The following is a 20,957-nucleotide window of genomic DNA, read 5'->3' on the forward strand; positions in this document are numbered from 1 at the left end:
CCCAGGCCCGGCGACAGGGCTCACGGACGGGCTTCGCGGCAGGCCGAGGAATAGGCGTAGGAGAGGTTACGATCGAGGCCGTGGACGCAGAACTCGATGCCCCAATCGGCGCCGATGATCCCGAGACCGTCGCGCACGGAGTAATCGACCTTGCGGCGGATGCCGTCCGAGGTGGTGGCGACCGCGCTGCAGAAGCGGCGCGGAACGTAGTCGAGGCCCCAGGGCCGCCACGCCGTGCGCTCGATGTGCTCGTAGCGCAGGATGGTCAGGGACGAGTTCCAGAACTTCGTCTCCTTCTCGGCGAAGTGCGACGAGAGTCGCTCCAGCACCTCGGGGGCCTGGCAGCCGGGGATGTCGGCCTCGTAGTTGAACTCGCGCTCCTCGGCGGGGGTGATCTCCTCGCGGCCGGAACGGGCGAGCGCCGGCTGAAGGCTGCCCGCCAGGACGAGGCCGAGGGCGAAGGCGGTGGAGAGGGGGTTCGGGCGCATGCCGGCGTCTTTGTTCCGCTGGAGTCCGTGAAGCATGCCCGGACGATGGCGCCTGGCTCGGCGCTGTCAAGCACGGCGCCGGCCGCGCCGTCGTTTTCCGGGCGCCCTGGGGTTCGCCGGGCACACCTGATCAGGCGGGAAGCATATCAGGCGGGAAGCATATCAGGAGCGAGCGGTCCCCCCGCGTCACATGACGTTTCGAGCCGTCAGTAGATCGGTTCGGCGAGGCCGGGACCGGCCGAACCCGGGGCGGCGAGCGAGAGCGGCTCGGCCTCGAATTCATGCGGCGGCAGGGCGGCCGCGACGCGCGAGCCCGGGACGCGCGCAACCGCCGGGCGCGACGCGGCGGCAACAGCCGCCGGGGGCGAGCGCATCGGCGCGGCCGGCGCCCGGGCGAGCTGCGAGGCGGCCGAAGAGGCAGGCGAAGAGGTTGGCGCCCTGGCGGGTTGGCGGGCCGACATCGGCGTCACGCCGTAGGGATCGTCCTCCTCCACGTCGATCGGGGCCTGCGGCGGGGCCGGCAGCCGCTCCGGCGGACGCGGCCGGGCGGTGGCGCGCGGCACGCCGTCGCCGCCGAGCTGGGGCACGAACTTGATCAGCGGCTGGCAGATGCGGCGCAGGCCGCGCGGATCGTGGCGGGCGAGGTCGACGTGGATGTGGTCGTAGTGGAACACGTTCGAGCCCGGCGCCAGCACGGTGGAGAACCGGGCGCAGGCCCCGAGGAAGACCTCGCGCAGGAAGCCCTGCTCGGCCTCGGTGCCGCGCCAGCCGCCCTTCACCGTGATGACGTAGCCGTCGGCGAGCTTGAACGACATGATGTCGACGGCATTGCCGAAGGAATGCTCGGAGAGCTTGGCGCCGGCCTGGTTGTTGCGGCCCCGGCAGGCATAGGTGCCGGCATTGATCTCGGCCACGGGCTGTCCGAAATACAGGTTGGCCGCCGGCTGGATCGTGTCGGCGAGCCAGGCCTCGGCCTCGGCCAGCGCCGGGCAGGCCAGGGTCACGCGCTGCTTGAGGGCCACGGTGCCCTTGCCGAGGCGGGTGACGCGGTAGGGCTGCAGCATCCCGCAGACGCCCGGCCCGCTGATCTCCTTGGACGGGGTGACGAACTCCGTCGTCTCCACGAGACGCTTGGCGTTGCAGGCCTGCTCGGTCTGGTCACGCCAGGGCTCGCGCTGCTCAAACTTGTTGAGTGCACAGCCGGTGAGGCCCGCGCCGAACAGCGTCAGGGCCGAGAACGCGAATACGCTACGCCACATGATGCGGACGATGCGCAGCGTTGCGTAAACGATGCGTCAACGATGCGGCGCGGAACCCGTGGGCTGTGGACGGGTGTTGACAGCGGCCCTTCGAGACGGGACCAAGCCTCCATGCTGTCCCTCGTCGATCTCCGCACCCGCATCGCCGCCGGTCATCTCGATCCCGCCGGCGCCATCCGTCTCGCCGAAGCCGCCATCGCGGCCCACGACCCCGGCATCGGGGCGATCGTGAGCCGAAATCCCACGCCGAAGGTCTCCGAAGCGGGACCGCTGGCCGGCATCGCCGTGGGCATCAAGGACATCATCGACACGGCCGACCTGCCGACCCAGATGGGGTCGCCGATCTATGCCGGCTGGCAGCCGAAGGCGGACGCCGCCATCGTGGCGCGGCTGCGGGCGCTCGGGGCTGTGCCGCTGGTCAAGACCACCACCTCGCCCTTCGCGAGCCACGACCCGACCGCGACGGTGAACCCGCGCGATCGCGGCCACACCCCCGGCGGCTCCTCGGCCGGCTCGGCCGCGGCCGTCGCGGCCGGGATGGTTCCCCTGGCGCTCGGCACCCAGACCGGCGGCTCGGTCATTCGTCCGGCGGCCTTCTGCGGCGTCGCGGCGATCAAGCCCTCGTTCCGCCTTCTGCCGACGGTGGGGGTGAAGACCTTCTCGTGGGCGCTGGACACCCTCGGGCTGTTCGGCGCCGGCATCGCCGACATCGCCCAGGCCCTGAGCCTGATCGCGGACCGGCCGGCCCTGGATCTCGGCGACGACGCGCCCGCCCCGCGCATCGGCCTGTGCCTGCAGGGCTTCGCCGCGGCCCCCGACGCGGCGGCGCTGGCCGCCCTCGACCGCGCCGCCCGCGCGGCCGAAGCCGCCGGGGCCCGGGTCGCGGACCTGACCCTGCCGGCGCCGCTGCCCGAGGCCTGGACCCGCCATCCCGTCATCCAGGATTACGAGGCGCGCCAGGCCCTGGCCTGGGAATACGCTCATCACCGCGCGCATCTCAGCCCGGAGCTCGGCGAACAGCTCGACGCGGCGCAGACCCTCGTCGCCGCCCAGTACGACGAGGCCCGCCGCAGCGCGCACCGCGCCCGGCGCGTCCTCAAGGACCTGTTCGGCGAGATCGACGTCATCCTGACCCTGTCCGCCCCGGGCCGGGCCCCGGCCGGCCTCGGCACCACGGGCGACGCCCGCTTCAACCGGCTCTGGACCCTGATGGGCGTCCCCTGCGTGACCGTGCCGGTCCCCGGCGACGGCCTGCCGCTGGGCGTCCAGATCATCGCCCGCTTCGGCGACGACGGCCGCGCCCTCGCGGTGGCCTGGATGATCGAGCGGGCGCTGGCAGCTTAGCTCCGGAAAGAACGCCGTGAATCGACCCCGTCCCGGCGCCAGCGCCGGCCTTTCCCCGCCCGGCCTCTCACCGATCGCCCCGATGCGTTCCTGGAAGCAGGCTGTGGCCCGGGCCTTCGACGGGGCCGAGGGCTATGACGGCGCGGCGGCGATCCAGGCCCTGGTCGCCGACCGGCTGGCGGCGCGCATCGCGGCCGCGCCGCTGGCGCCCGAGCCACGCATCCTCGAGGTCGGCTGCGGCACCGGATTGCTGACCGGCGCCCTGCACCGGGCCTTTCCGGACGGGTCCCTCCTCGCCACCGATCTCGCACCCGCCATGATCCTGCGCTGCCGCACGCGGCTCAGCCGCGCGCAGTCCCTCCGCCTCTGCGTGATGGATGCCGAGCGGCCCTGCCTGGCACCCGGCTTCGATCTCATCGCCTCCAGCCTGGCGGCGCAATGGTTCGAGGACCTCGCCGGCACGCTGGCCCGCCTCGCCGGCCTGCTGGCACCCGGCGGCCTGCTGGCGGTGGCGACTCTGGCCTCGGGCACCTTCGCCGAGTGGCGGGCGGCCCACGCCGCCCTCGGCCTGGAGGCGGCGACGCCGCGCTATCCCACCCGGGCAGATCTGGCGGCACTCACCATTCCCGGCTGTACCCTCGCGGTCTCGACCGAGCCCCTCGGCGAATCCCACGCCGATGGCCGCGCCTTCCTGGGGGCCTTGCGGGCCATCGGGGCCGGCACGCCGGGAGCGGGGACGCCGCTCTCTCCGGGCGCCCTGCGGCGGGTGCTGCGGCGGTTCGAGGCCGGTGGAGCGCAGGTGACCTACGAGGTCGCGACCCTGATCATCCGGCGGGAGCCCTGAGACTCCCGGACGAGCCGGGGGTTTTCACGTGCAACAGGGAGTGCAACAGTGAGCGCAACAGGGATTCGCGCATTTCAGGCCGCCGGAGGTCCGGCACCGGCCTCGCGGCGGCGCAGCAGGAACACGCCCTGCGCGCCCATCAGGTTCCACACCCACCAGGGCATCGAGAACCGCATCGGCCGGCCCCGCGCGTCGAGGGCGGTCGCCTTCTCGATCTCGGCATTGACCGTCCGGCACAGGCCGACGAAGTCCCGGATGGTGCAGTGGTGGATGTTCGGGGTCTCGTACCATTCCTCGGGCATCAGGGCCGTGACCGGCATCCGCCCCCGCAGCGCCAGTTCCGAGCGCACCCGCCAATGGCCGAAATTCGGGAACGAGATGATCACCTGGCGCCCGATGCGCAGGAGGTGCTCCAGCACGATGCGGGGATTGCGCGTCGCCTGGATGGTCTGGGACAGGACCACCACGTCGAAGGCGTCGTCGGGGTAGTTCGCGAGATCCGTATCCGCATCGCCCTGGATCACCGGCAGGCCCTGGGCGAGGCAGGCATTCACGCCCTCGCGCGAGAGTTCGATGCCGCGCCCGTCGACGCCGCGCCGGTCGCGCAGCAGGGCCAGCAGGGCTCCGTCGCCGCAGCCGATGTCGAGCACCCGGGCATTCGGGGGCACCAGATCGAGCACCACCAGGTGATCGACGCGGGTGCTGCCGGCTTCCGCCCGCGGCAGGGTCTGCGCCGTCTCCCAGGGCCGGGGGGCGGACATGTCCGGCCGCGTCACAGGCCGCGGGCCCGGGCGGCGGCGTCGATGAAGCCGCGCGCGGCGGCGAACATCACCGGTTCGTCGAGCAGGAAGGCGTCGTGGCCCTTGTCGCTCTCCACCTCGACGAAGGCGACGGGGGCCGAGGCGGCGTTCAGCGCGTGCACGATGGCGCGGGATTCCGAGGTCGGGAACAGCCAGTCGGAGGTGAAGGACATCACGCAGAACCGCGTCTTCGTCCCCTTGAAGGCGTTGGCGAGCACGCCGCCCTTGTCGGCGGCGAGGTCGAAGTAATCCATCGCCCGGGTGAGGTAGAGATAGGCGTTGGCGTCGAAGCGCTCGACGAAGCTGAGGCCCTGGTGGCGCAGGTAGCTCTCGATCTGGAAATCGGCGTTGAACGAGAAGGTCGGCGCCGAGCCGCCCTGGAAGCGCCGGCCGAACTTCCGGTGCAGGGCCGGCTCGGACAGGTAGGTGATGTGGGCGCCCATGCGGGCGACGCCGAGGCCCTTGGCGGGGCGGCTGCCGACTTCGAGGTAGCGCCCCTCCGCCCAGGCGGGATCGGCCATGATCGCCTGGCGCCCGACCTCGTGGAAGGCGATGTTCTGCGCCGAATGGCGCGGACCCGTGGCGATCGGCATCGCGGCGAAGACCCGCTCGGGGTAGCTCGCCGCCCATTGCAGCACCTGCATCCCGCCCATGGAGCCGCCGATGCAGAGGAATAGGTCGCGGATGCCGAGCCGGTCGAGCAGCATCGCCTGGGCGCGGACCATGTCGCGGATGGTCACCAGGGGAAAGTCGAGCCCGTAGGCCCGGCCGGTGTCCGGGTCGAGGGAGGCCGGGCCGGTGGAGCCCATGCAGGAGCCGATGACGTTCGAGCAGACGACGAAGTAGCGGTCGGTGTCGACGGGCTTGCCCGGCCCCACCAGGGTCTCCCACCAGCCGCGCTTGCCCGTCACCGGATGGGTGTGGGCGAAATGCTGGTCGCCGGTCAGCGCATGGCAGATCAGGACGGCGTTGGAGCGGTCGGCGTTCAGGGTGCCGGCGGTCCGGTAGGCGATCTGGAACGGCGCCAACTGCACGCCGGCATCCATCGCCAGGGGCTCGTCCCGGCCGAACTGCGCCACGAGGCCCTGCGGTTCGCGGGCCTGCGACCCCTCCGCACCCGTGCCATCGGCGCGCGCCGGTTCGTCTTCCGGCGTGCCTGGCTTGATGGCGGTATCCAGCGACATGGGCATGAACGGGTTAGGGCATGAACGGGTTGGAGGAGGCGGCGCGGCGATCCCTGAGGGCAGGAGCGGCGAAGGCCGGTATGGCATTCGCGCAGGGACCATGCGACTCGTGGCTTTGAGGTAGTGTGCGGCCCCTCACGCGTCAACGAAAGGGCTCTGCTGCAACGCTCGGCTCTGGCCCTTCGGCCCGCGCGATCGTAGACCGGGCGGCGGTGACGGGGCGGCGAGACCCCGCCGCCGGTCGTTTCCTTCACCTCCGCACCCGCGCGAGCCCCGCATGCGCTTCACCACGAGACCCGCGCCGCCCCTCGACAACCTCGGCGACCTGCGTGCCGAGATCGACCGGATCGACGCCGAGATGCATGCCCTGCTGATCCAGCGCGGATCGATCATCGACCGGCTGATCACGGTCAAGCGCACCTCGGCCAGCGGCTCGGCCTTCCGGCCGGGACGCGAGGCCTCGATGATGCGGCGGGTGGCCGAGCGCCATCGCGGGCTGCTGCCGCTCGACACCGTGGAGGGCATCTGGCGGGTCATTATCGCCACCTTCACCTACGTGCAGGCGCCGTTCTCGGTGCATGCCGACATCTCCGGCGGGGACGCGCCGATGCGCGATTCCGCCCGCTTCCACTTCGGCTTCACGGTGCCCTATCGGCCGCACCCGACCTGCCTCGCGGTGATCGAGGCGGTGGCGGCCTCGCGCGGCGACCTCGGCGTCTTCCGCCTCGATCCCGACGGCTCGGGCGCCCCCTCCGACGCGGCACCCTGGTGGGAGGGCCTCGTCGGGGAGGGCCGCCCCAAGGTCATCGCCCGCCTGCCCTTCATCGAGCGCCCCACCCACCCGGCCGGCACCCCGGTCTTCGTGGTGTCGAACCCCCTCGACGACCCGGCCGCGGCCCAGCGCGACTGGGTCCTGCACGCCACCCGCGTCGCGGCCTGGGAGCCGGACGCCGCCCGAGCCCTGCAGGATCTCTACGGCGAGGTCGTCGCCCGCGCCCCGCGCGGCGACGGACACGGCCTGCTCCTGGCCGTCCCGGGCGGCGTCGGCGCCCGCCAGCTGCACGAGGCGCTCACCCGCGCCGGGGCCGCGCCGGAAGCCCTCGACGAGATCGGCAGCCACGCCGCGCGTTTCCGGGTCTGAGGCGTTTTTCGGGTCCGAGGCGTTTTTCGGGTCCGAAGCGTTTTCGGACAGTCGCCGCCCCCCGCACCGACGGAGACCGTCACGGCCATGCCGATCCTCACCCTGGAGAACGCCCACGCCTGCGTGACGGAGGCGCTGGTCCGCTGCGGCACCGGTCCGGCGGCGGCGGAGAGCACCGCTCGCGCCCTGGTCGGGGCCGAGGCCGACGGCCTGGCGGGGCACGGCCTGTCGCGGGTGCCGGCCTATGCCGCGCAGGTCCGCGCCGGCAAGGTCGTGGGGCGGGCCGAGGTCGCGGTCGAGACCCCCCGGCCCGGCCTCCTCGCGGTGGATGCCGCGCACGGCTTTGCCTATCCGGCCCTCGATGCCGCCGTCGCCCATCTGCCCGCGATGGCACGCGCCCAGGGTATCGCCGCCGCCGGCATCCGGCGCTCGCACCATTGCGGCGCGGCCGGCCGCCCGGTGGAGGCCCTGGCCGAACAGGGCCTCGTCGCCCTCCTGTTCGCCAACACGCCCGCCGCGATGGCGCCGTGGGGCGGTGCGCGCGCCGTCTTCGGCACCAACCCGATCGCCTTCGCGGCCCCGGTGCCGGGCCGGGCCCCGATCGTCATCGACCTGTCCCTCTCGAAGGTGGCGCGGGGCGCCATCGTGACCGCCCGCCGGCGCGGCGAGACGCTTCCCGAGGGCTGGGCCCTCGACGCCGAGGGCCGGCCCACCACCGATCCCGACGAGGCCCTGGCCGGCACCATGGTGCCCCTGGGCGAGGCCAAGGGCACCGCCCTGGCGCTGATGGTCGAGATCCTGGCGGCCGGGCTGGTGGGGGCGCGCTTTGCCGGCGAAGCCTCCTCGTTCCTCGACGCGGCCGGCGACCCGCCCGGCACGGGCCAGCTCCTCATCGCCCTCGATGCCGGCGCCTTCTCGGCTGAGGCGGGATCGCGGTTCGCCCTGCTGGCCGAATCGATCGAGGCGCAGGACGGCGCCCGCCTGCCCGGAAGCCGGCGCCTCGCCCTGCGGGCGCGGGCGCGAACGGAGGGGCTCACCGTGTCCGAGGCGCTGCTCGCCGAGATCGCGGCCGCCTGAGGCGGCTCCGGCGCGCGTGAAACCCGGGATCGCCCTCCCGCCGGGATTCGACCGGGCAAGGATTTGGTGGGCAGGGATTTGGTGGGGCAAGGATTTGGCGGGGCAAGGATTTGACGGGGCCGGGATGGAACGCCCGATGCTCGCAAAGCCGGGCAAGCTTTGTTAGACGGACGCCAGCCCAGCCCCGGCGGCCTTCAGGTCTTCTGCTCCGATGTCCTCTGACACGATGTCTTCCGACACACTGTCTTCCACCTCACCGTCATCCGCCGCGCCATCGCGTCCGGTGCCGCGTCCGGGCGTGCTCGCCATCGAGGCCTACGTGCCGGGCAAGAGTGGCGCGCCGGGCCTCGGCACGGTGCACAAGCTCTCCTCCAACGAGACGCCGCTGGGTCCGAGCCCGAAGGCGGTGGCGGCGATGCGGGCGGAAGCGGCCAAGCTCGAACTCTATCCGGAGGGCACGTCGCGGGTGCTGCGCGAGGCGATCGCCGCCCGCTACGGCCTCGATCCGGCCCGCATCGTCTGCGGCGCGGGCTCGGACGAGCTCCTGTCGTTCCTGGCCTACGCCTATCTCGGCGCCGGCGACGAGGGCGTGTTCACCGAGCACGGCTTCCTGGTCTACCGGATCGCCATCCTGGCCGCCGGCGGCACGCCCGTGGTGGTGAAGGAGCGCGACCTGCGGGCCGATGTCGACGCCCTGCTGGCGGCCGTGACGCCGCGCACCCGGATCGTCTACCTCGCCAACCCCAACAACCCGACCGGCACCTACCTGCCCTTCGACGCGGTCCGGCGCCTGCATGCGGGCCTGCCGCCGAACGTCCTCCTGGTCCTCGACGGGGCCTATGCCGAGTACGTGCGGGCGAACGATTACAGTGCCGGCCTCGACCTCGTGCTCGAGGCCAACAACGTCGTGATGACCCGGACCTTCTCGAAGATCCACGGCCTGGCGGCGCTCCGCATCGGCTGGATGGTGGGTCCCGCCGAGGTGGTCGACGCGGTCAACCGCATCCGGGGGCCGTTCAACCTGTCGGGCGCCGGCATCGCCGCGGGGGCGGCCGCCATCGCCGACGACGTGCACGTGGCGGCGGCTGTCGCCCACAACGACACCTGGCTCGCCCGGATGATGGAGGCGGTGCAGGGGCTCGGCCTCATGGTGACGCCGAGCGTGGCGAACTTCATCCTGATCCATTTCCCCGACGAGCCGGGGCGCAGCGCGGAGGCGGCCGATGCCTTCCTGTCTGCCCGGGGCGTCATCACCCGCCGGGTCTCGTCCTACGGGCTGCCGCACGCCCTGCGGGTCACCATCGGGGGCGAGGCCGGCAACGCCGCCTTCCTCGACGCCCTGACGGCCTTCGTGCGGGGCGAGACCGGTGCCTGACATCACGACGCCTGAGATCGACACGCCCGACGTCCATACGCCCGGCATCGACACCCTGGCCATCGTCGGACTCGGGCTGATCGGCTCCTCGATCGCCCGCGGCGCCCGGCATTACGGCCTGGCCCGGCGCATCGTCGCCGTCGACCGCGATCCCGGCGTGCTGGAGCGGGTGCGGGCGCTCGCCCTCGCCGACGCGGTCACGGACGACCTCGCGACCGGCGTGGCCGAGGCCGACCTCGTCATCCTGTGCGTGCCGGTGGGCGCCGTCGGCGCGGTCGCCGAAATCATGGGACCCCACCTGAAGCCCGGCGCCATCGTGTCGGATGTGGGCTCGGTCAAGGCCTCGGTGGTCGCGGCCGTGGCGCCGCACCTGCCGGAGGGCGTCCATTTCGTGCCAGCGCATCCCGTGGCCGGCACCGAGTATTCCGGTCCCGATGCGGGGTTCTCGACCCTGTTCTCCGGGCGCTGGTGCATCCTCACGCCGGCCGAGGACACCGATCCGGCGGCGACCGCCCGGGTCCAGCGCTTCTGGGAGGGCCTGCGCGCCATCGTCGAGACGATGACGCCGGAGCATCACGACCTCGTCCTGGCGATCACCAGCCACGTGCCGCACCTCATCGCCTACAACATCGTCGGCACCGCCGCCGACCTGGAGGCGGTGACCCAGTCCGAGGTGATCAAGTTCTCGGCCGGCGGCTTTCGCGATTTCACCCGCATCGCCGCCTCCGACCCGACCATGTGGCGGGACGTGTTCCTGACCAACAAGGACGCGGTGCTGGAGATGCTGGGGCGCTTCAATGAGGATCTGGCGGCGCTGGCCCGCGCGATCCGCTGGGGCGATGGCGAGGCCCTGCACGACCTGTTCACCCGCACCCGCGCCATCCGCCGCGGCATCGTCGCCATGGGCCAGGAGACGGCGGAGGCCGATTTCGGCCGCGGTCGGCCGAACGACCCGGCGGCCTGAAGCGCCGCCGGCCCGGAATCCGGCCTCTCAGTAGAGCGGCGGCAGCTGCACGCCGGGGATCGGGAACGGGCCGAGCGTCACCCGCCCGTCACCGAGCCGCAGGGGCGGCAGGGGCTTGAGGGCATCGTCGGCCGAAGCCGCCACACCCGCCTCGGCGCTGGGTGTCGTGCGCCGGCCCATGAGCTGGCCCACGAGGCTGCCGATGAGCGCGCCCTTTTCCGCGCCGAAGCGTTGTCCCATGACCTGACCGACCAGGGCCTCGACGCCGGCCGCGCGCAGGTCGAGCTGGCCCTGCGGCCGGTGCTGCGCGTCGAGGTCGAGCCGTCCCTTGGCCTGGAGCCGGCGGTCGCCCTTGGCCAGCGACAGCAGGGCGAGGTCCAGGCTGCCGCCGGCCGCACGCCAATCCTCGAGTTCCCGGGCGACGGTGCCGGTACCGAGGGCGGTGGCGCGGTTCACCGTGGCGTCGAGGGCGAGATCGGCCGGATCGACGTTGCCGAGCGCCGCGTCGGCCAGGGGCAGGCGGATCCGGTTCACCCGCAGGCTGGTGTCGACGGCCCCCTCGGAGGCGAAGCGCCCCGGCGTCGGGCGGGCGTGGAATTCCAAGTGCCCGGTGTCGAAGTCGATCGGGTCCGCCCCGGCGCCGCGCACGGAGCCCTTGGCGTCGTTCGCCACCAGGGACGCCCGCACGAAGCCATCCGAGGCGCCGTGGAAGCTGCCCTCCAGGGAGGTCCAGGTGGCATCCGCCGTCAGGTCGCCCTGTTCCACGTGGAACGGGCCGCCGACCTCGAGGATGCCCTGGCGCGGCTGGTAGACCTGCACCACGGCGGTGACCGGCCCCAGGGTGAAGCGGCTGTCGGAGCGATCGAAGGCCAGGGAGGCGCAGCGCAGCTCGATCCGGAACGGATAGCCCGTGATGCTGCGATCGGCGCAGGTCCAGTTCCGTCCGTCGGCGGCTTCCCGAGCGAGCCACGCGTCCATCTCGGTCGCGGCCCGGTGGCGGATGTAGAACCAGCCGAGCGACCAGGCGGTCACCAGCACGGCGAGCAGGATGTAGGGGAGGAACAGCCCCTTGCGCGAGGGGGGGCGGGTCGGGGTCGGACTATGCGCCATCGCGTCTGGGTATCCTGCGCTCGCTTCACGGGATCGCGGCTCTCAGGGAGGCCGCCCGGATGCAAGGCTTGGCAGGGTTTCGGCGGCGAAAGCATGGCGGGGCCGTCATCCCGGCCCATCGGGTCTCGGCCGTCCCGCGTCGTGCGGGCCGGGCAGGCCACCCGTTTCCGGGCGACGGGCGACGCCGCGATCAGTTCGCGGCGTCGGCCCTCTGGTCGCTGCCGAGGTCGGCCACGATGGCCTCGCGCTCGGCCTCGTCCTCGGCGAGCCGATGGACATGCATCTCGGTGGCGCCCCTGTGGCGTGCCCGTGCGATCCAGTTGCGGTGCAGGCGCTCGCGCGGGCTCTGGCCGGCGGAGGCCACCGAGATCAGTTCGCCGACCCCGGACGCGTCGCGGCGCACGGCCATCACCACGGCCTCGCCCATGTCGTCGAGTTCCGGCTCCGCCAGTTCATGGATGCCGACCACGTAGCGCCGACCGGACCGGCCGCGCCACGCGCTCAGCACCAGGGCAGGCGTCCCCCGCAGGCCGGCTGTCGTCCTCAGGCGTTCCTCGCGCACTTCCTGCCTCCGGGCTCGATCGTCCTTCAGGTCGCGAAGTGCGGCCGACCAGGACAGGGCTCTCTTGTTCGCCATTTGTTCCACATTAATCTTAACGTTTCGTTGGCGTCAAGCACGACGCCTCGACCTCCAATGAGATGGGGATGAGTGGAGTTATCCACAAGCCATGCACAGGCCGGAGACGTCCTCAGGCGACGGGCGAACCCGTCCGGTCCACCCGTGTCCGAAGGTCGGGCTCGGATCCCGGACCAGCACCCGGAACGGGATGGCCGCCGGCTGCGAGTTCGGCCCGTCCGGCGGCTTCCAGCGCGTCCGAGGCCGATTCGATCCGGTCCTGCACCAGTTCGAGGAAGCGGGGCCGATCCAGGCCGGGCGGGATCGGGGCCAGGAACTCGATCACCGACGTTCCGGGGCGCCGCACCAGCCGGTGGCGGGGCCAGTGCAGGCCCGTGTTGAGGGCGACCGGCAGGCACGGCACCCCGAGGGCCGCATACAGGTGGGTGATGCCGAGCTTGTAGGCTGGGGGGGCTCCGGGCGCGCGGCGCGTGCCTTCCGGGAAGATGATGAGCTGGCGGCCCGCCCGGATCGCGGCGGCGGCGGCCTCGTTCATCGTCGCCATGGCGCGGGCGCCCTTGCTGCGGTCGATGGCGACCATGCCGGCACGGGACAGGTACCAGCCGATCAGCGGAATCCAGAGCAGCTCGCGCTTGAGGATGTAGGCGAAATCCGGGAAGGCGGTGACCAGCGCCAGGGTCTCCAGGGCCGATTGATGCTTGGCCGCCACCAGGAGGGGACCGGGCGGGATGTTCTCGACGCCGCGGAACTCCACCCGGACGCCGCCGAGCACGCGCAGCAGCCACAGGGTGACGCGGCCCCAGACCTGCGCCAGCCGGATCACCGCCCGACGGGAGACGAGGGTCGGCAGGCCGGCGATCGCGATGATCGTGGTGACGACGTAGAAGGCGAGGTTGAACGCGAGCGAACGAACGAGAAGCATCGGGAACCCGGATGAGACACCCCGGAACGGGGCGCGGCCCGACTCTCCTGTAGCGCGCAGTGCGGCCGCAGGCCAACCGAGGCTGGGTGGTCCCGGTCCGCCCCGGTACTCAGTAGCCGTCGGCCAGGGTGCCGCGCTGGCGTGGATCGGCGGCGCCGGCGAGGAGGCCGTCGGCGGCCTGGATCGAATTGGCCGAGCCGGAGGTGGCCCCGACCTTGATCCGGTGTCCGCGCGCCCGCAGGAGCGCCAGGGTGTCGGGCGACAGGCCCTCCTCGGCCATCAGCACGTCCGGCTGCCACTGGTGGTGGATGCGCGGGGCGGCGACCGCCTCGGCGAGGTTCATGCGGAAGTCGAGGACGTTGACGATGACCTGCAGCACCGTCGAGATGATGCGGCTGCCGCCGGGACTGCCGGTCACCAGCACGAGGCGGCCGTCCCGGAACACGAAGGCGGGGGTCATGGAGGAGAGCGGCCGGGCGCCGGGCGCCACCGCGTTGGCGACGCTGCCGACGAGGCCGTAGGCGTTGCGGGCGCCGGGCTTGGCCGAAAAGTCGTCCATCTCGTTGTTCAGGAGCACGCCGGTGCCCTCGGCCACCAGGCCGATCCCGTAGGAGAAGTTCAGCGTAGTGGTGTTCGAAACCGCGTTGCCGGCTCCGTCCACCACCGAGAAATGGGTGGTCTGGTCGGATTCGAAGGGCAGGGGATCGCCGGCCTTCACCGCGTCGGCGGGCCGGGCGCGGGCCGGGTCGATGCCGGCCCGCAGGCCCGCCGCGTAGGGCTTGGCGATCAGCCCCTCCACCGGGACCTGGGTGCGGGCCGGATCGCCGAGCCAGGTGGCGCGGTCGGCATAGGCCGGCTTCATCGCCTCGGCCAGGACGTGGAGGGCGTCGGCGCTCCCCGCGCCCATGCGGGCGAGGTCGAAGCCCTCCAGCACGTTGAGGATTTCGATCAGGTGGATGCCGCCCGAACTCGGCGGCGGCATCGACGCGATGGCGTAGCCCCGGTAGGTGCCGCGCACCGGCTCCCGGAGGACGGGGCGATAGGCGGCGAGGTCCTCGGCCGTCATCACGCCGCCGGCCGCCTGCACGGAGGCGGCGATGCGGGCGGCGATGGGGCCGGTGTGGAACGCGTCCGGGCCGGAAGCCGCGATGGCCGCGAGGGTGTCGGCGAGATCGGTCTGGACCAGACGGTCGCCGCGCTGGAGGGGTTTGTCGCCGGCAAAGAAGATCGTTCGCGAGGACGGCCAGCGGCCGAGCAGCCCGGCGGCGCGGGGCAGCGAATCGGCGAGACCCGACTCCACCGGAATGCCGTCGCGGGCAAGTTTCTCCGCCGGGGCGATCAGCGCGGCCAGGGTGAAGCGGCCCGAACCGTAGAGACGATGCGCCTCGGCCAGGCCCCGCACGGTGCCGGGCACGCCCACCGCCTTGCCGGTGCGGGTGGAGGCGGCGCGGTCGGGCTCGCCCCCGGCATCGAGGAACATGTCCGAGCGGGCTGCGGCCGGAGCGGTCTCGCGATAATCGAGGGCGATGGTCTCGTCGCCCTCCGCCCGGTGAATCATCATGAAGCCGCCGCCGCCGAGATTGCCGGCGCGCGGCAGGGTGACGGCGAGGGCGAAGCCCACCGCCACGGCGGCGTCGACGGCATTGCCGCCGGCCTTCAGGATCTCGACGCCGACGCGGGTGGCCCGCGCCTCCTGCGACGCGACCATGCCGTGGGCGCCCAGCACCGGCAGCAGGCGGGCGTCGTCGGACTGGATCGGCGGCGGCTCGGGTGCGGCCTGCGCGGCGCCGGACTCCCCAACGGTCCCCTGCGCCAAACCCTGTTGCACCGCGCCAGGCCCCGAAGCGGCGAGGACCAGGGCGAGGCCGAGGCGCGAAGGGGTGAGCCGCATGTCAGGCACGTCCGTTGTCGCGGTCGGAAGGGGCGCCGGAAAGGACGCCGGAAGGGACGCCGGAATGCCGGCCGGCGATCAGCCAGTACACGAGGCCGGAGGCGGCGCCGGTGAGGAACAGCACGGCGGTGATGCGGCCCTCCAGGGCCAGCGCCTCGGAGCCCGTCCCCGGCCGCGACAGGCCGCGGGCCAGCCAGGGCAGGCAGGCGGTGAGGAGGCCGGTGCCGGCGCCGTACCAGGTGGCGGCGCGCCAGTGGAGGACGGTGCCGAGGATCGCCACCAGCACGGGCGGCACCACGAGGAGCACGAACAGCGCGCGGGCGATGGCGGCCAACGCGAACAGCAGGGTCTCGGGGCCGATGCCCGAGGCGAGGTCGGTCAGGCCCGCGAAGAGGCCGACGAGGCCGAGGCGCGACAGGGCCGCGCTGGTCTCCGGGTCGAGCATCGCTCCGAGGGCCAGGATGGCGGCCCCGCACGGGATCGCCAGCACCAGCGCCAAAGCGGCGACGAAGAGGTGCCCGAGGAGACGCACCCGTCAGTCGTCGTCGCCGTCGTCGGCTCCCGCATAGACGCCCTCGGCGCCGATGCCATCCTCCAGCATCATGCGGGCGCGGGCCCGCAGCTTCTCGGTCTCGCTCTTGAGCTGCCCGCAGGCGGCGAGGATGTCCCGGCCGCGCGGCGTGCGGACCGGCGACGCGTAGCCGGCTTCATAGACGATCTCGGAGAAGCGCTCGATGCGCTCCCAGTCCGAGCATTCGTAGATGCTGCCCGGCCAGGGATTGAACGGGATCAGGTTGATCTTGGCCGGGATGCCCTTGAGCAGCCGCACCAGCTCGCGCGCATCCGCGTCGGTGTCGTTGATGCCCTTCAGCATCACGTATTCGAAGGTGATGCGGCGGGCGTTGTTCAGGCCCGGATACGACCGGCAGGCGGCCAGCAGCTCGGCCAGGGGATATTTTCGGTTCAGCGGCACCAGGGTGTCGCGCAGGTCGTCGCGCACCGCGTGGAGCGAGATCGCCAGCATGGCATGGGCCTCGTCGCCGAGGCGCTGCATCTGCGGCACGACTCCGGAGGTCGAAACCGTGATGCGCCGGCGCGAGAGCCCGAGGCCCTCCTGGTCGGCCATGACGCCGACGGCATCGACGACGTTGTCGAGATTGTACAGGGGCTCGCCCATGCCCATGAAGACGATGTTGGTGACCTTGCGCCGGGTCTCGTCCTCGCCGGGGGCGGAGGGGTTCTGCCCGGCCCAGTCGTTGAGATGGTCGCGGGCCACGACGAGCTGCGCCGTGATCTCGGCCGCCGTCAGGTTGCGCACGAGGCGCTGGGTGCCGGTGTGGCAGAACGAGCAGGTGAGCGTGCAGCCGACCTGGCTCGAGACGCAGAGGGTGCCGCGCCCGCGCCCCGGGATGTAGACGCACTCGATCTCGGCGCCGCGATTGTGGTCGTGCTTTCCGGTGGGCGCCATCCGCATCAGCCACTTGCGGGTGCCGTCGCGCGACACCTGCTCGGTGATCACCTCCGGCCGGTCGAGGGTGTAGGCCTCGGCGAGCTGAGCCTTCAGGCCCTTGCCGACATTGGTCATGTCGTCGAAGGCCTTGGCGCCGCGCACGTTGAGCCAGTGCCAGATCTGGCCCGAGCGCATGCGCTGCTCGCGTTCGGAGACGCCGATGGCCCCGAGCCGGGCCTTCAGCTGCTCGCGGGTGAGCCCCACGAGGGAAGCCCGCCCGAGCGGGGCCGCCTGCGGCTCGAACTCGGGCAGCTTCTCGATTGCGGAAACGGCGCTCGCGTCGCGCCGGGCGGTGTCGAACGACGCCGTCGCCATGATGGACTGAACCTTCGGACTTGGAATGGGTCCGATATAGGTGATTCAGGGCCGAAACGCGAATGCGGGTGAGGTCTGTGCCGGGATCATAACCGGCGACCCCGCCTCCGTGCCCCGTCAACCGACGTCTATGAGCCGGCAAACAATCTATTGCGCCGGCTTGGTTTCCGGTGCCGGCGCCGGAGGCGCTTCGGCCGAGGCCGGCAGCAGAACGTTCTTGGTGATGGTGCCCTCGGGGCCATACTCGCCGGCCACGGCGAGGCAGGCTTTCTCGCGGTTGAGCTGCATCTGGTTCGACATCAATGCGAAGATGGTCTGGACCCGTCCGCCGAAGGGTCCGCGCGGACCGACATCGGCCGCGCGTACGTTCTGCTTCTCCAGCAGCGCATCGAACTCCTCGGTGCCGATGCGATAGCCGCAGACGTTGGACGCGGCGAAGATGTAGGCGGCGAATTCCAGCGCCCGCGGCGACGGCGCGTTGCGGATCTGGGCCTGGGCGGAGGCCGGCAGCAGGAGGCACGCGGCGAGGCCGGCGGCCGACAGGGAACGGACGAACATGGGCGGGTTTCCTCGATCGCGGATTCTTAAGCTCCGCTTAGAGGCGTGAGATAGATCGCGCCGGCCCGTCGTCAAACCGCACGGCGGTTCAGGGGAGCCGCCAGTCGATCGGCGCGAGGCTGTGCGCCTCGAGCCAGGCATTGGCGGCGTCGAAGGGCCGGGACCCCGGAAAATCCCGCGCCCGGTTGAGCGGGGAGGGATGGCCCGACGCGATGACGCCGTGGCGCTCCCCGTCGATCAGCGCGGCCCGGGCGCGGGCCTGTGCGCCCCAGAGCAGGAACACGGCGGGCTGCGGGCGGGCGGAGATCGCCGCCACCGCCTGATCGGTGAGGGCGGACCAGCCGTAGCGCAGGTGGGCGCCGGCCTTGCCGGCCTCCACCGTCAGCGCGGCGTTGAGGAGGAGCACGCCCTGCCTGGCCCAGGGCGTCAGGTCTCCGCTCCGGGACCGGCTCGACTCCGTGGACGGTCCGGTGCCCGGCGGCAATTCGGCCAGGATCACCTTGAGCGAGGCGGGCAGCCGGCGGGGACCCACATACGAGAAGGCGAGGCCGTTGGCGTCGCCGGGGGTCGGATAGGGGTCCTGGCCCAGGATGACCGCCTTGACCCGATCCAGGGGCGTCAGCGCGAGGGCGTTGAAGATGGCGTCCGGCGCCGGCAGCACGGTGGCGCCCGCCTTGATGCGGGCATCGACCCGGGCGGCGACCGCCTCGGCGGAGCCGTCCGCGAAGAACGGCAGGGCGAGCCAGGGCGAACCGGAGCTTCGGAACCGGGCGAGGGCGTCGGCGACGGGGGTGTCGGGCATCAGCGGACCAGGATGCGCCCCTCGGTCGGGGCGGGGAGCGGGGCGTTGGCCCGGATATAGGCCATGACCTCGTTGGCCACGAGCTTGCCGTCGGTCCGCCCGATCAGGGTGCGGCCGCGCGCCAGTTCGCCGTAGCCGTTGCCGCCGTCGTACAGGAAGTTGTTCGACGCGACCGTGTAGGTCGCCTCCGGCGCCAGGGTCCGTCCGTCCACGGTCAGGTCGACGATCCGCCTCCCCGCCGGCGCGGCGGGATCGAGGGTGACCACGAGGCCGGAGACCTGCGGGAAACGGCCCGCGGGGCGGCCCCAGTCGGACAGCGCGCCTTCGAGGAGGCGATGGATCTGGGCACCGCTGAGGTCCACGAGCACGACGGTGTTGCCGAAGGGCAGTTCGGTGAGGATGTCGCGGCGGGTCAGCGTCGCCCCCGCCGGATAGACCCGGTTGCCCCGGATGCCGCCGCCATTGGTGATGGCGATCGCGGCACCGGTGGAGGCCCGCATCGCGTCGGCCACGAGGCTGCCGAAGCTCGCCTCATGCGCCCGCACCGTGGCGATGCGGCTGTCGAGGGGACCGCGGATCTCGCCCACCGGGACGTCGAGTTCCCGCGACAGAGCAGCTTCGAGGCGGCGCACCACGGCCTGGGTCTCGGGATCGGGGACCACCTGGGCCGAGTCGTGGACCCGGAAGCTCGGGCGCCAAGCGACGCTGCGGGTCTTGCCGGTTCCGGTCACCGTCGCGGTGACGTCGATGGCCGTGACGTAATGGGCGTCGAAGCTCGATTCCACCATCACGGTCTGGCCGTCGTAGCGCAGCATCAGGTCGTGGTCGTGGCCCGAGAGCAGGATGTCCACCAGGCGCGCCGCCACGATGGCGTCGTCCGTGGGCCGGGCCGTGTGGCAGACCCCGACCACGAGGTCGACGCCCTCGGCGCGCAGGGCCTGGACCTCGCGGGACAGGGTTTCGATCTCGGGTCCGAAGCGCAGGTCGCCCGATTGCGATTTCTCCGGCGTGCTCGCAAGCGCGATGCCGACCACGCCGACCCGGATGCCGCCGAGGGTGACCACCATGCGGTCGCGCAGGCCGGGGAGCGGCCGGCCCGCCCCGTCGCGCAGGTTGGCGGCGAGCGTCGGGAAGGTCGCCTCGCCGATGCGCTGGGCGAAGACCGCCGGGCCGAAATCGAATTCGTGGTTGCCCGGCACGAACACGTCGGGCGGTGCGAGGTTGAGGAGTTCGACGATGTGGGCGCCGCGATCGAAGCCCGACATCAGCGAGGGCGAGAGGGTGTCGCCCGCATGGGCGTAGAGCATCGGCACCCCCCGCGCCCGCTCGGCCTTCACGATGGCGGCCAGCCGCGCGAAGCCGCCCCGGCCGTCGATGTCGGCCATCTGGTAGACGTCGTTGACGAGGAGCAGGGTGAAGGTCGGATCGGGCAGCGAGGCAGGAACAGGGGCAGGAACAGGGGCAGCTACGGCCGGGCCGCTCAAGCCGGCGGCGAGGCCCATTCCGAGGCCGAAGGTCTGGCGGCGGTTGGGGCTCGGCATGGGGTCGTCCTGGCGGCATCGCGGGCGGCCCGGCGGAAGACCGCCGTCCGATCGGTTTTCTAGGCCGCCATCGATGATCCCGCTATGACGGTCGGGGCCGAGCCCGCGAGGATCGCGCGCGACTGTCACGGCCGCGCGCTCGTTTCGGACAGGTGAATCTTCGGGGAAGGTGGATCGAGGCTCTGCCCGCGCGGCCTCAGCGCGACACGAAGGTGTCGCGAACGGCCTTGGCGTTGCGGCGGACCATGGGCCAGAGCCAGGCGCCGGAGGCGAGGAAGACGCCCGGCGGCATCGGCTTCAGTTCCACCGCGAGGCGCTCGGCGAGGCCGGGGCAGGCCAGCGCCACGGGGGGGGCATCGGTCTTGCGGTAGACCACCGCGGTGTTCTCGCGCGGGTAATCCGGATGGGGCACGAGGCCGGACCGGCGGGCGTTGAGGTCGAAGGTCTCGCGCACGAAGCCGTGGACATGGGCGAAGTGGAAGCGCTCATGCGCCGGCTTGCCGGTGGTGGCCATGTCGGGCACGGCGGCGAAGAGAACGCCGTCCGGCTTCAGCCAGCGGGCCAGACGCTCCATCACGTCGGCGGGGTCGCGCAGGTGCTCCAGCACGTGCCGCGTCGTGACGACGTCGAAATACCCCTCGGGGAAGCGCGCATCCTCGTCGGCGTCGTCCAGCACCTCGACGCCGTGATGGGCGCGGGCGTAGTTGGCGTAGTCGCGCCCCGGCTCGACACCGATCGCCTCGCAGCCCTTGGCGCGGGCCTCGGCCAGGAACTCGCCCGATCCGGAACCGAAATCGAGCACGCGGGCACCCGGCTTCAGCTTGGGCGCCAGGAGGCCGGCGCGGAAGGCGGCCTCGCGGGCGGAGCGCTTGAGGTGGACGCGGGGCGGGCCGCCCGCGAAGGCGAGCTGGTAATCGGCGCGGTAGGCGTTGGCGTAGTAATCCGACAGCTCGGCCGGGGTGGGCATCGGGTCGGTGCGGATCAGGCCGCACTGGCGGCAGGCGATGGAACGCAGGATCTTCAGCCGCCGGTCGCTCTCGGCCACCACCACCGATTCCGCCGATCCGCAAAGATTGCAGGCGGTCGGTCCTCCCGTATAGGGATAGCCCGTGAAGGGCATGAAGTGGTTGAAGAAGTACCGGGGAGACGGCATGTCGCGCCTTCATCCATCGCGTGATCGCTGGAAGGCTCCGTG

At 72.3% G+C, this 20,957-nt stretch carries 20 protein-coding genes; 6 read left to right on the forward strand and 14 right to left on the reverse strand.

Translation table 11 applies throughout. The features are described from left to right. Positions 1–20: 20 nt before the first annotated feature. Both ASF60_RS16830 and ASF60_RS16835 read right to left on the reverse strand, forming a co-directional pair. Positions 21–488 (reverse strand): hypothetical protein, encoded by a 468-nt coding sequence (locus ASF60_RS16830; RefSeq protein ID WP_056188007.1) that lies wholly within the window; start codon positions 486–488, stop codon positions 21–23. A gap of 206 nt (positions 489–694) precedes the next feature. Continuing rightward, entirely contained in the window at positions 695–1,747 is a 1,053-nt protein-coding gene (locus ASF60_RS16835) for an extensin-like domain-containing protein (RefSeq protein ID WP_056187462.1), read from the reverse strand. A gap of 111 nt (positions 1,748–1,858) precedes the next feature. Here ASF60_RS16835 and ASF60_RS16840 point away from each other — a divergent pair, with 111 nt between their 5' ends. Together ASF60_RS16840 and ASF60_RS16845 are read left to right on the forward strand one after the other, a co-directional pair. Continuing rightward, on the forward strand, positions 1,859–3,091 hold the full coding sequence (locus ASF60_RS16840; protein WP_056187466.1) for an amidase: 1,233 nt from the start codon (positions 1,859–1,861) through the stop codon (positions 3,089–3,091). 82 nt (positions 3,092–3,173) lie between these two features. Beyond that, entirely contained in the window at positions 3,174–3,935 is a 762-nt protein-coding gene (locus ASF60_RS16845) for a methyltransferase domain-containing protein (protein WP_056187469.1), read from the forward strand. Positions 3,936–4,009: 74 nt separating this feature from the next. Here ASF60_RS16845 and metW read toward each other — a convergent pair whose 3' ends face one another. Both metW and metX read right to left on the reverse strand, forming a co-directional pair. After that, entirely contained in the window at positions 4,010–4,696 is a 687-nt protein-coding gene (metW, locus tag ASF60_RS16850) for a methionine biosynthesis protein MetW (RefSeq protein WP_056188009.1), read from the reverse strand. Between the two features lie 11 nt (positions 4,697–4,707). Then, positions 4,708–5,919, reverse strand: coding sequence for a homoserine O-acetyltransferase MetX (gene metX / locus ASF60_RS16855; RefSeq protein ID WP_443136770.1), 1,212 nt, complete (start codon positions 5,917–5,919; stop codon positions 4,708–4,710). 277 nt (positions 5,920–6,196) lie between these two features. Here metX and ASF60_RS16860 point away from each other — a divergent pair, with 277 nt between their 5' ends. From ASF60_RS16860 to ASF60_RS16875, 4 genes are all read left to right on the forward strand, one after another. Further along, a complete protein-coding gene (locus tag ASF60_RS16860; protein WP_056187475.1) occupies positions 6,197–7,060 on the forward strand; it encodes a chorismate mutase in 864 nt (287 codons plus the stop codon). Positions 7,061–7,147: 87 nt separating this feature from the next. Further along, complete coding sequence (locus tag ASF60_RS16865) at positions 7,148–8,137, forward strand: Ldh family oxidoreductase (RefSeq protein ID WP_056187479.1); 990 nt, start codon at positions 7,148–7,150, stop codon at positions 8,135–8,137. 226 nt (positions 8,138–8,363) lie between these two features. After that, positions 8,364–9,512, forward strand: a complete 1,149-nt coding sequence (locus ASF60_RS16870) for a pyridoxal phosphate-dependent aminotransferase (RefSeq protein WP_156634215.1) — start codon at positions 8,364–8,366, stop codon at positions 9,510–9,512. Further along, complete coding sequence (locus ASF60_RS16875) at positions 9,505–10,476, forward strand: prephenate/arogenate dehydrogenase family protein (RefSeq protein ID WP_443136771.1); 972 nt, start codon at positions 9,505–9,507, stop codon at positions 10,474–10,476. Before ASF60_RS16870 ends, ASF60_RS16875 begins: the two co-directional genes overlap by 8 nt. Before the next feature lie 27 nt (positions 10,477–10,503). Here ASF60_RS16875 and ASF60_RS16880 read toward each other — a convergent pair whose 3' ends face one another. The 10 genes from ASF60_RS16880 to ASF60_RS16925 all read right to left on the reverse strand — a co-directional run bounded on the left by ASF60_RS16880 (position 10,504) and on the right by ASF60_RS16925 (position 20,915). Beyond that, on the reverse strand, positions 10,504–11,586 hold the full coding sequence (locus tag ASF60_RS16880; protein WP_056187482.1) for a DUF2125 domain-containing protein: 1,083 nt from the start codon (positions 11,584–11,586) through the stop codon (positions 10,504–10,506). Positions 11,587–11,776: 190 nt separating this feature from the next. After that, a complete protein-coding gene (locus ASF60_RS16885; protein WP_056187485.1) occupies positions 11,777–12,223 on the reverse strand; it encodes a hypothetical protein in 447 nt (148 codons plus the stop codon). A gap of 112 nt (positions 12,224–12,335) precedes the next feature. After that, positions 12,336–13,145, reverse strand: a complete 810-nt coding sequence (locus ASF60_RS16890) for a lysophospholipid acyltransferase family protein (protein ID WP_056187490.1) — start codon at positions 13,143–13,145, stop codon at positions 12,336–12,338. A 109-nt stretch (positions 13,146–13,254) separates the two neighbouring features. Continuing rightward, on the reverse strand, positions 13,255–15,036 hold the full coding sequence (ggt, locus tag ASF60_RS16895) for a gamma-glutamyltransferase (RefSeq protein ID WP_082508022.1): 1,782 nt from the start codon (positions 15,034–15,036) through the stop codon (positions 13,255–13,257). A gap of 1 nt (position 15,037) precedes the next feature. Then, positions 15,038–15,568: a hypothetical protein gene (locus ASF60_RS16900; protein WP_056187493.1), complete on the reverse strand. Its 531-nt coding sequence runs from the start codon at positions 15,566–15,568 to the stop codon at positions 15,038–15,040. Between the two features lie 3 nt (positions 15,569–15,571). Continuing rightward, complete coding sequence (rlmN, locus tag ASF60_RS16905) at positions 15,572–16,861, reverse strand: 23S rRNA (adenine(2503)-C(2))-methyltransferase RlmN (protein ID WP_056187495.1); 1,290 nt, start codon at positions 16,859–16,861, stop codon at positions 15,572–15,574. Between the two features lie 147 nt (positions 16,862–17,008). Further along, positions 17,009–17,419, reverse strand: coding sequence for a hypothetical protein (locus ASF60_RS16910; protein WP_056187498.1), 411 nt, complete (start codon positions 17,417–17,419; stop codon positions 17,009–17,011). An 88-nt stretch (positions 17,420–17,507) separates the two neighbouring features. Then, the gene (locus ASF60_RS16915) at positions 17,508–18,221 is read right to left on the reverse strand and encodes a uracil-DNA glycosylase (protein WP_056187500.1); all 714 of its coding nucleotides are present in this window, start codon (positions 18,219–18,221) and stop codon (positions 17,508–17,510) included. Continuing rightward, complete coding sequence (locus ASF60_RS16920) at positions 18,221–19,762, reverse strand: bifunctional metallophosphatase/5'-nucleotidase (RefSeq protein ID WP_056187503.1); 1,542 nt, start codon at positions 19,760–19,762, stop codon at positions 18,221–18,223. The genes ASF60_RS16915 and ASF60_RS16920 overlap by 1 nt, the downstream gene beginning before the upstream one ends. A gap of 196 nt (positions 19,763–19,958) precedes the next feature. Further along, positions 19,959–20,915, reverse strand: coding sequence for a class I SAM-dependent methyltransferase (locus ASF60_RS16925; RefSeq protein ID WP_056187506.1), 957 nt, complete (start codon positions 20,913–20,915; stop codon positions 19,959–19,961). Between the last annotated feature and the right edge of the window lie 42 nt (positions 20,916–20,957).

Origin of the sequence: Methylobacterium sp. Leaf113 (assembly GCF_001423325.1) — a bacterium.
Taxonomy (GTDB): domain Bacteria; phylum Pseudomonadota; class Alphaproteobacteria; order Rhizobiales; family Beijerinckiaceae; genus Methylobacterium.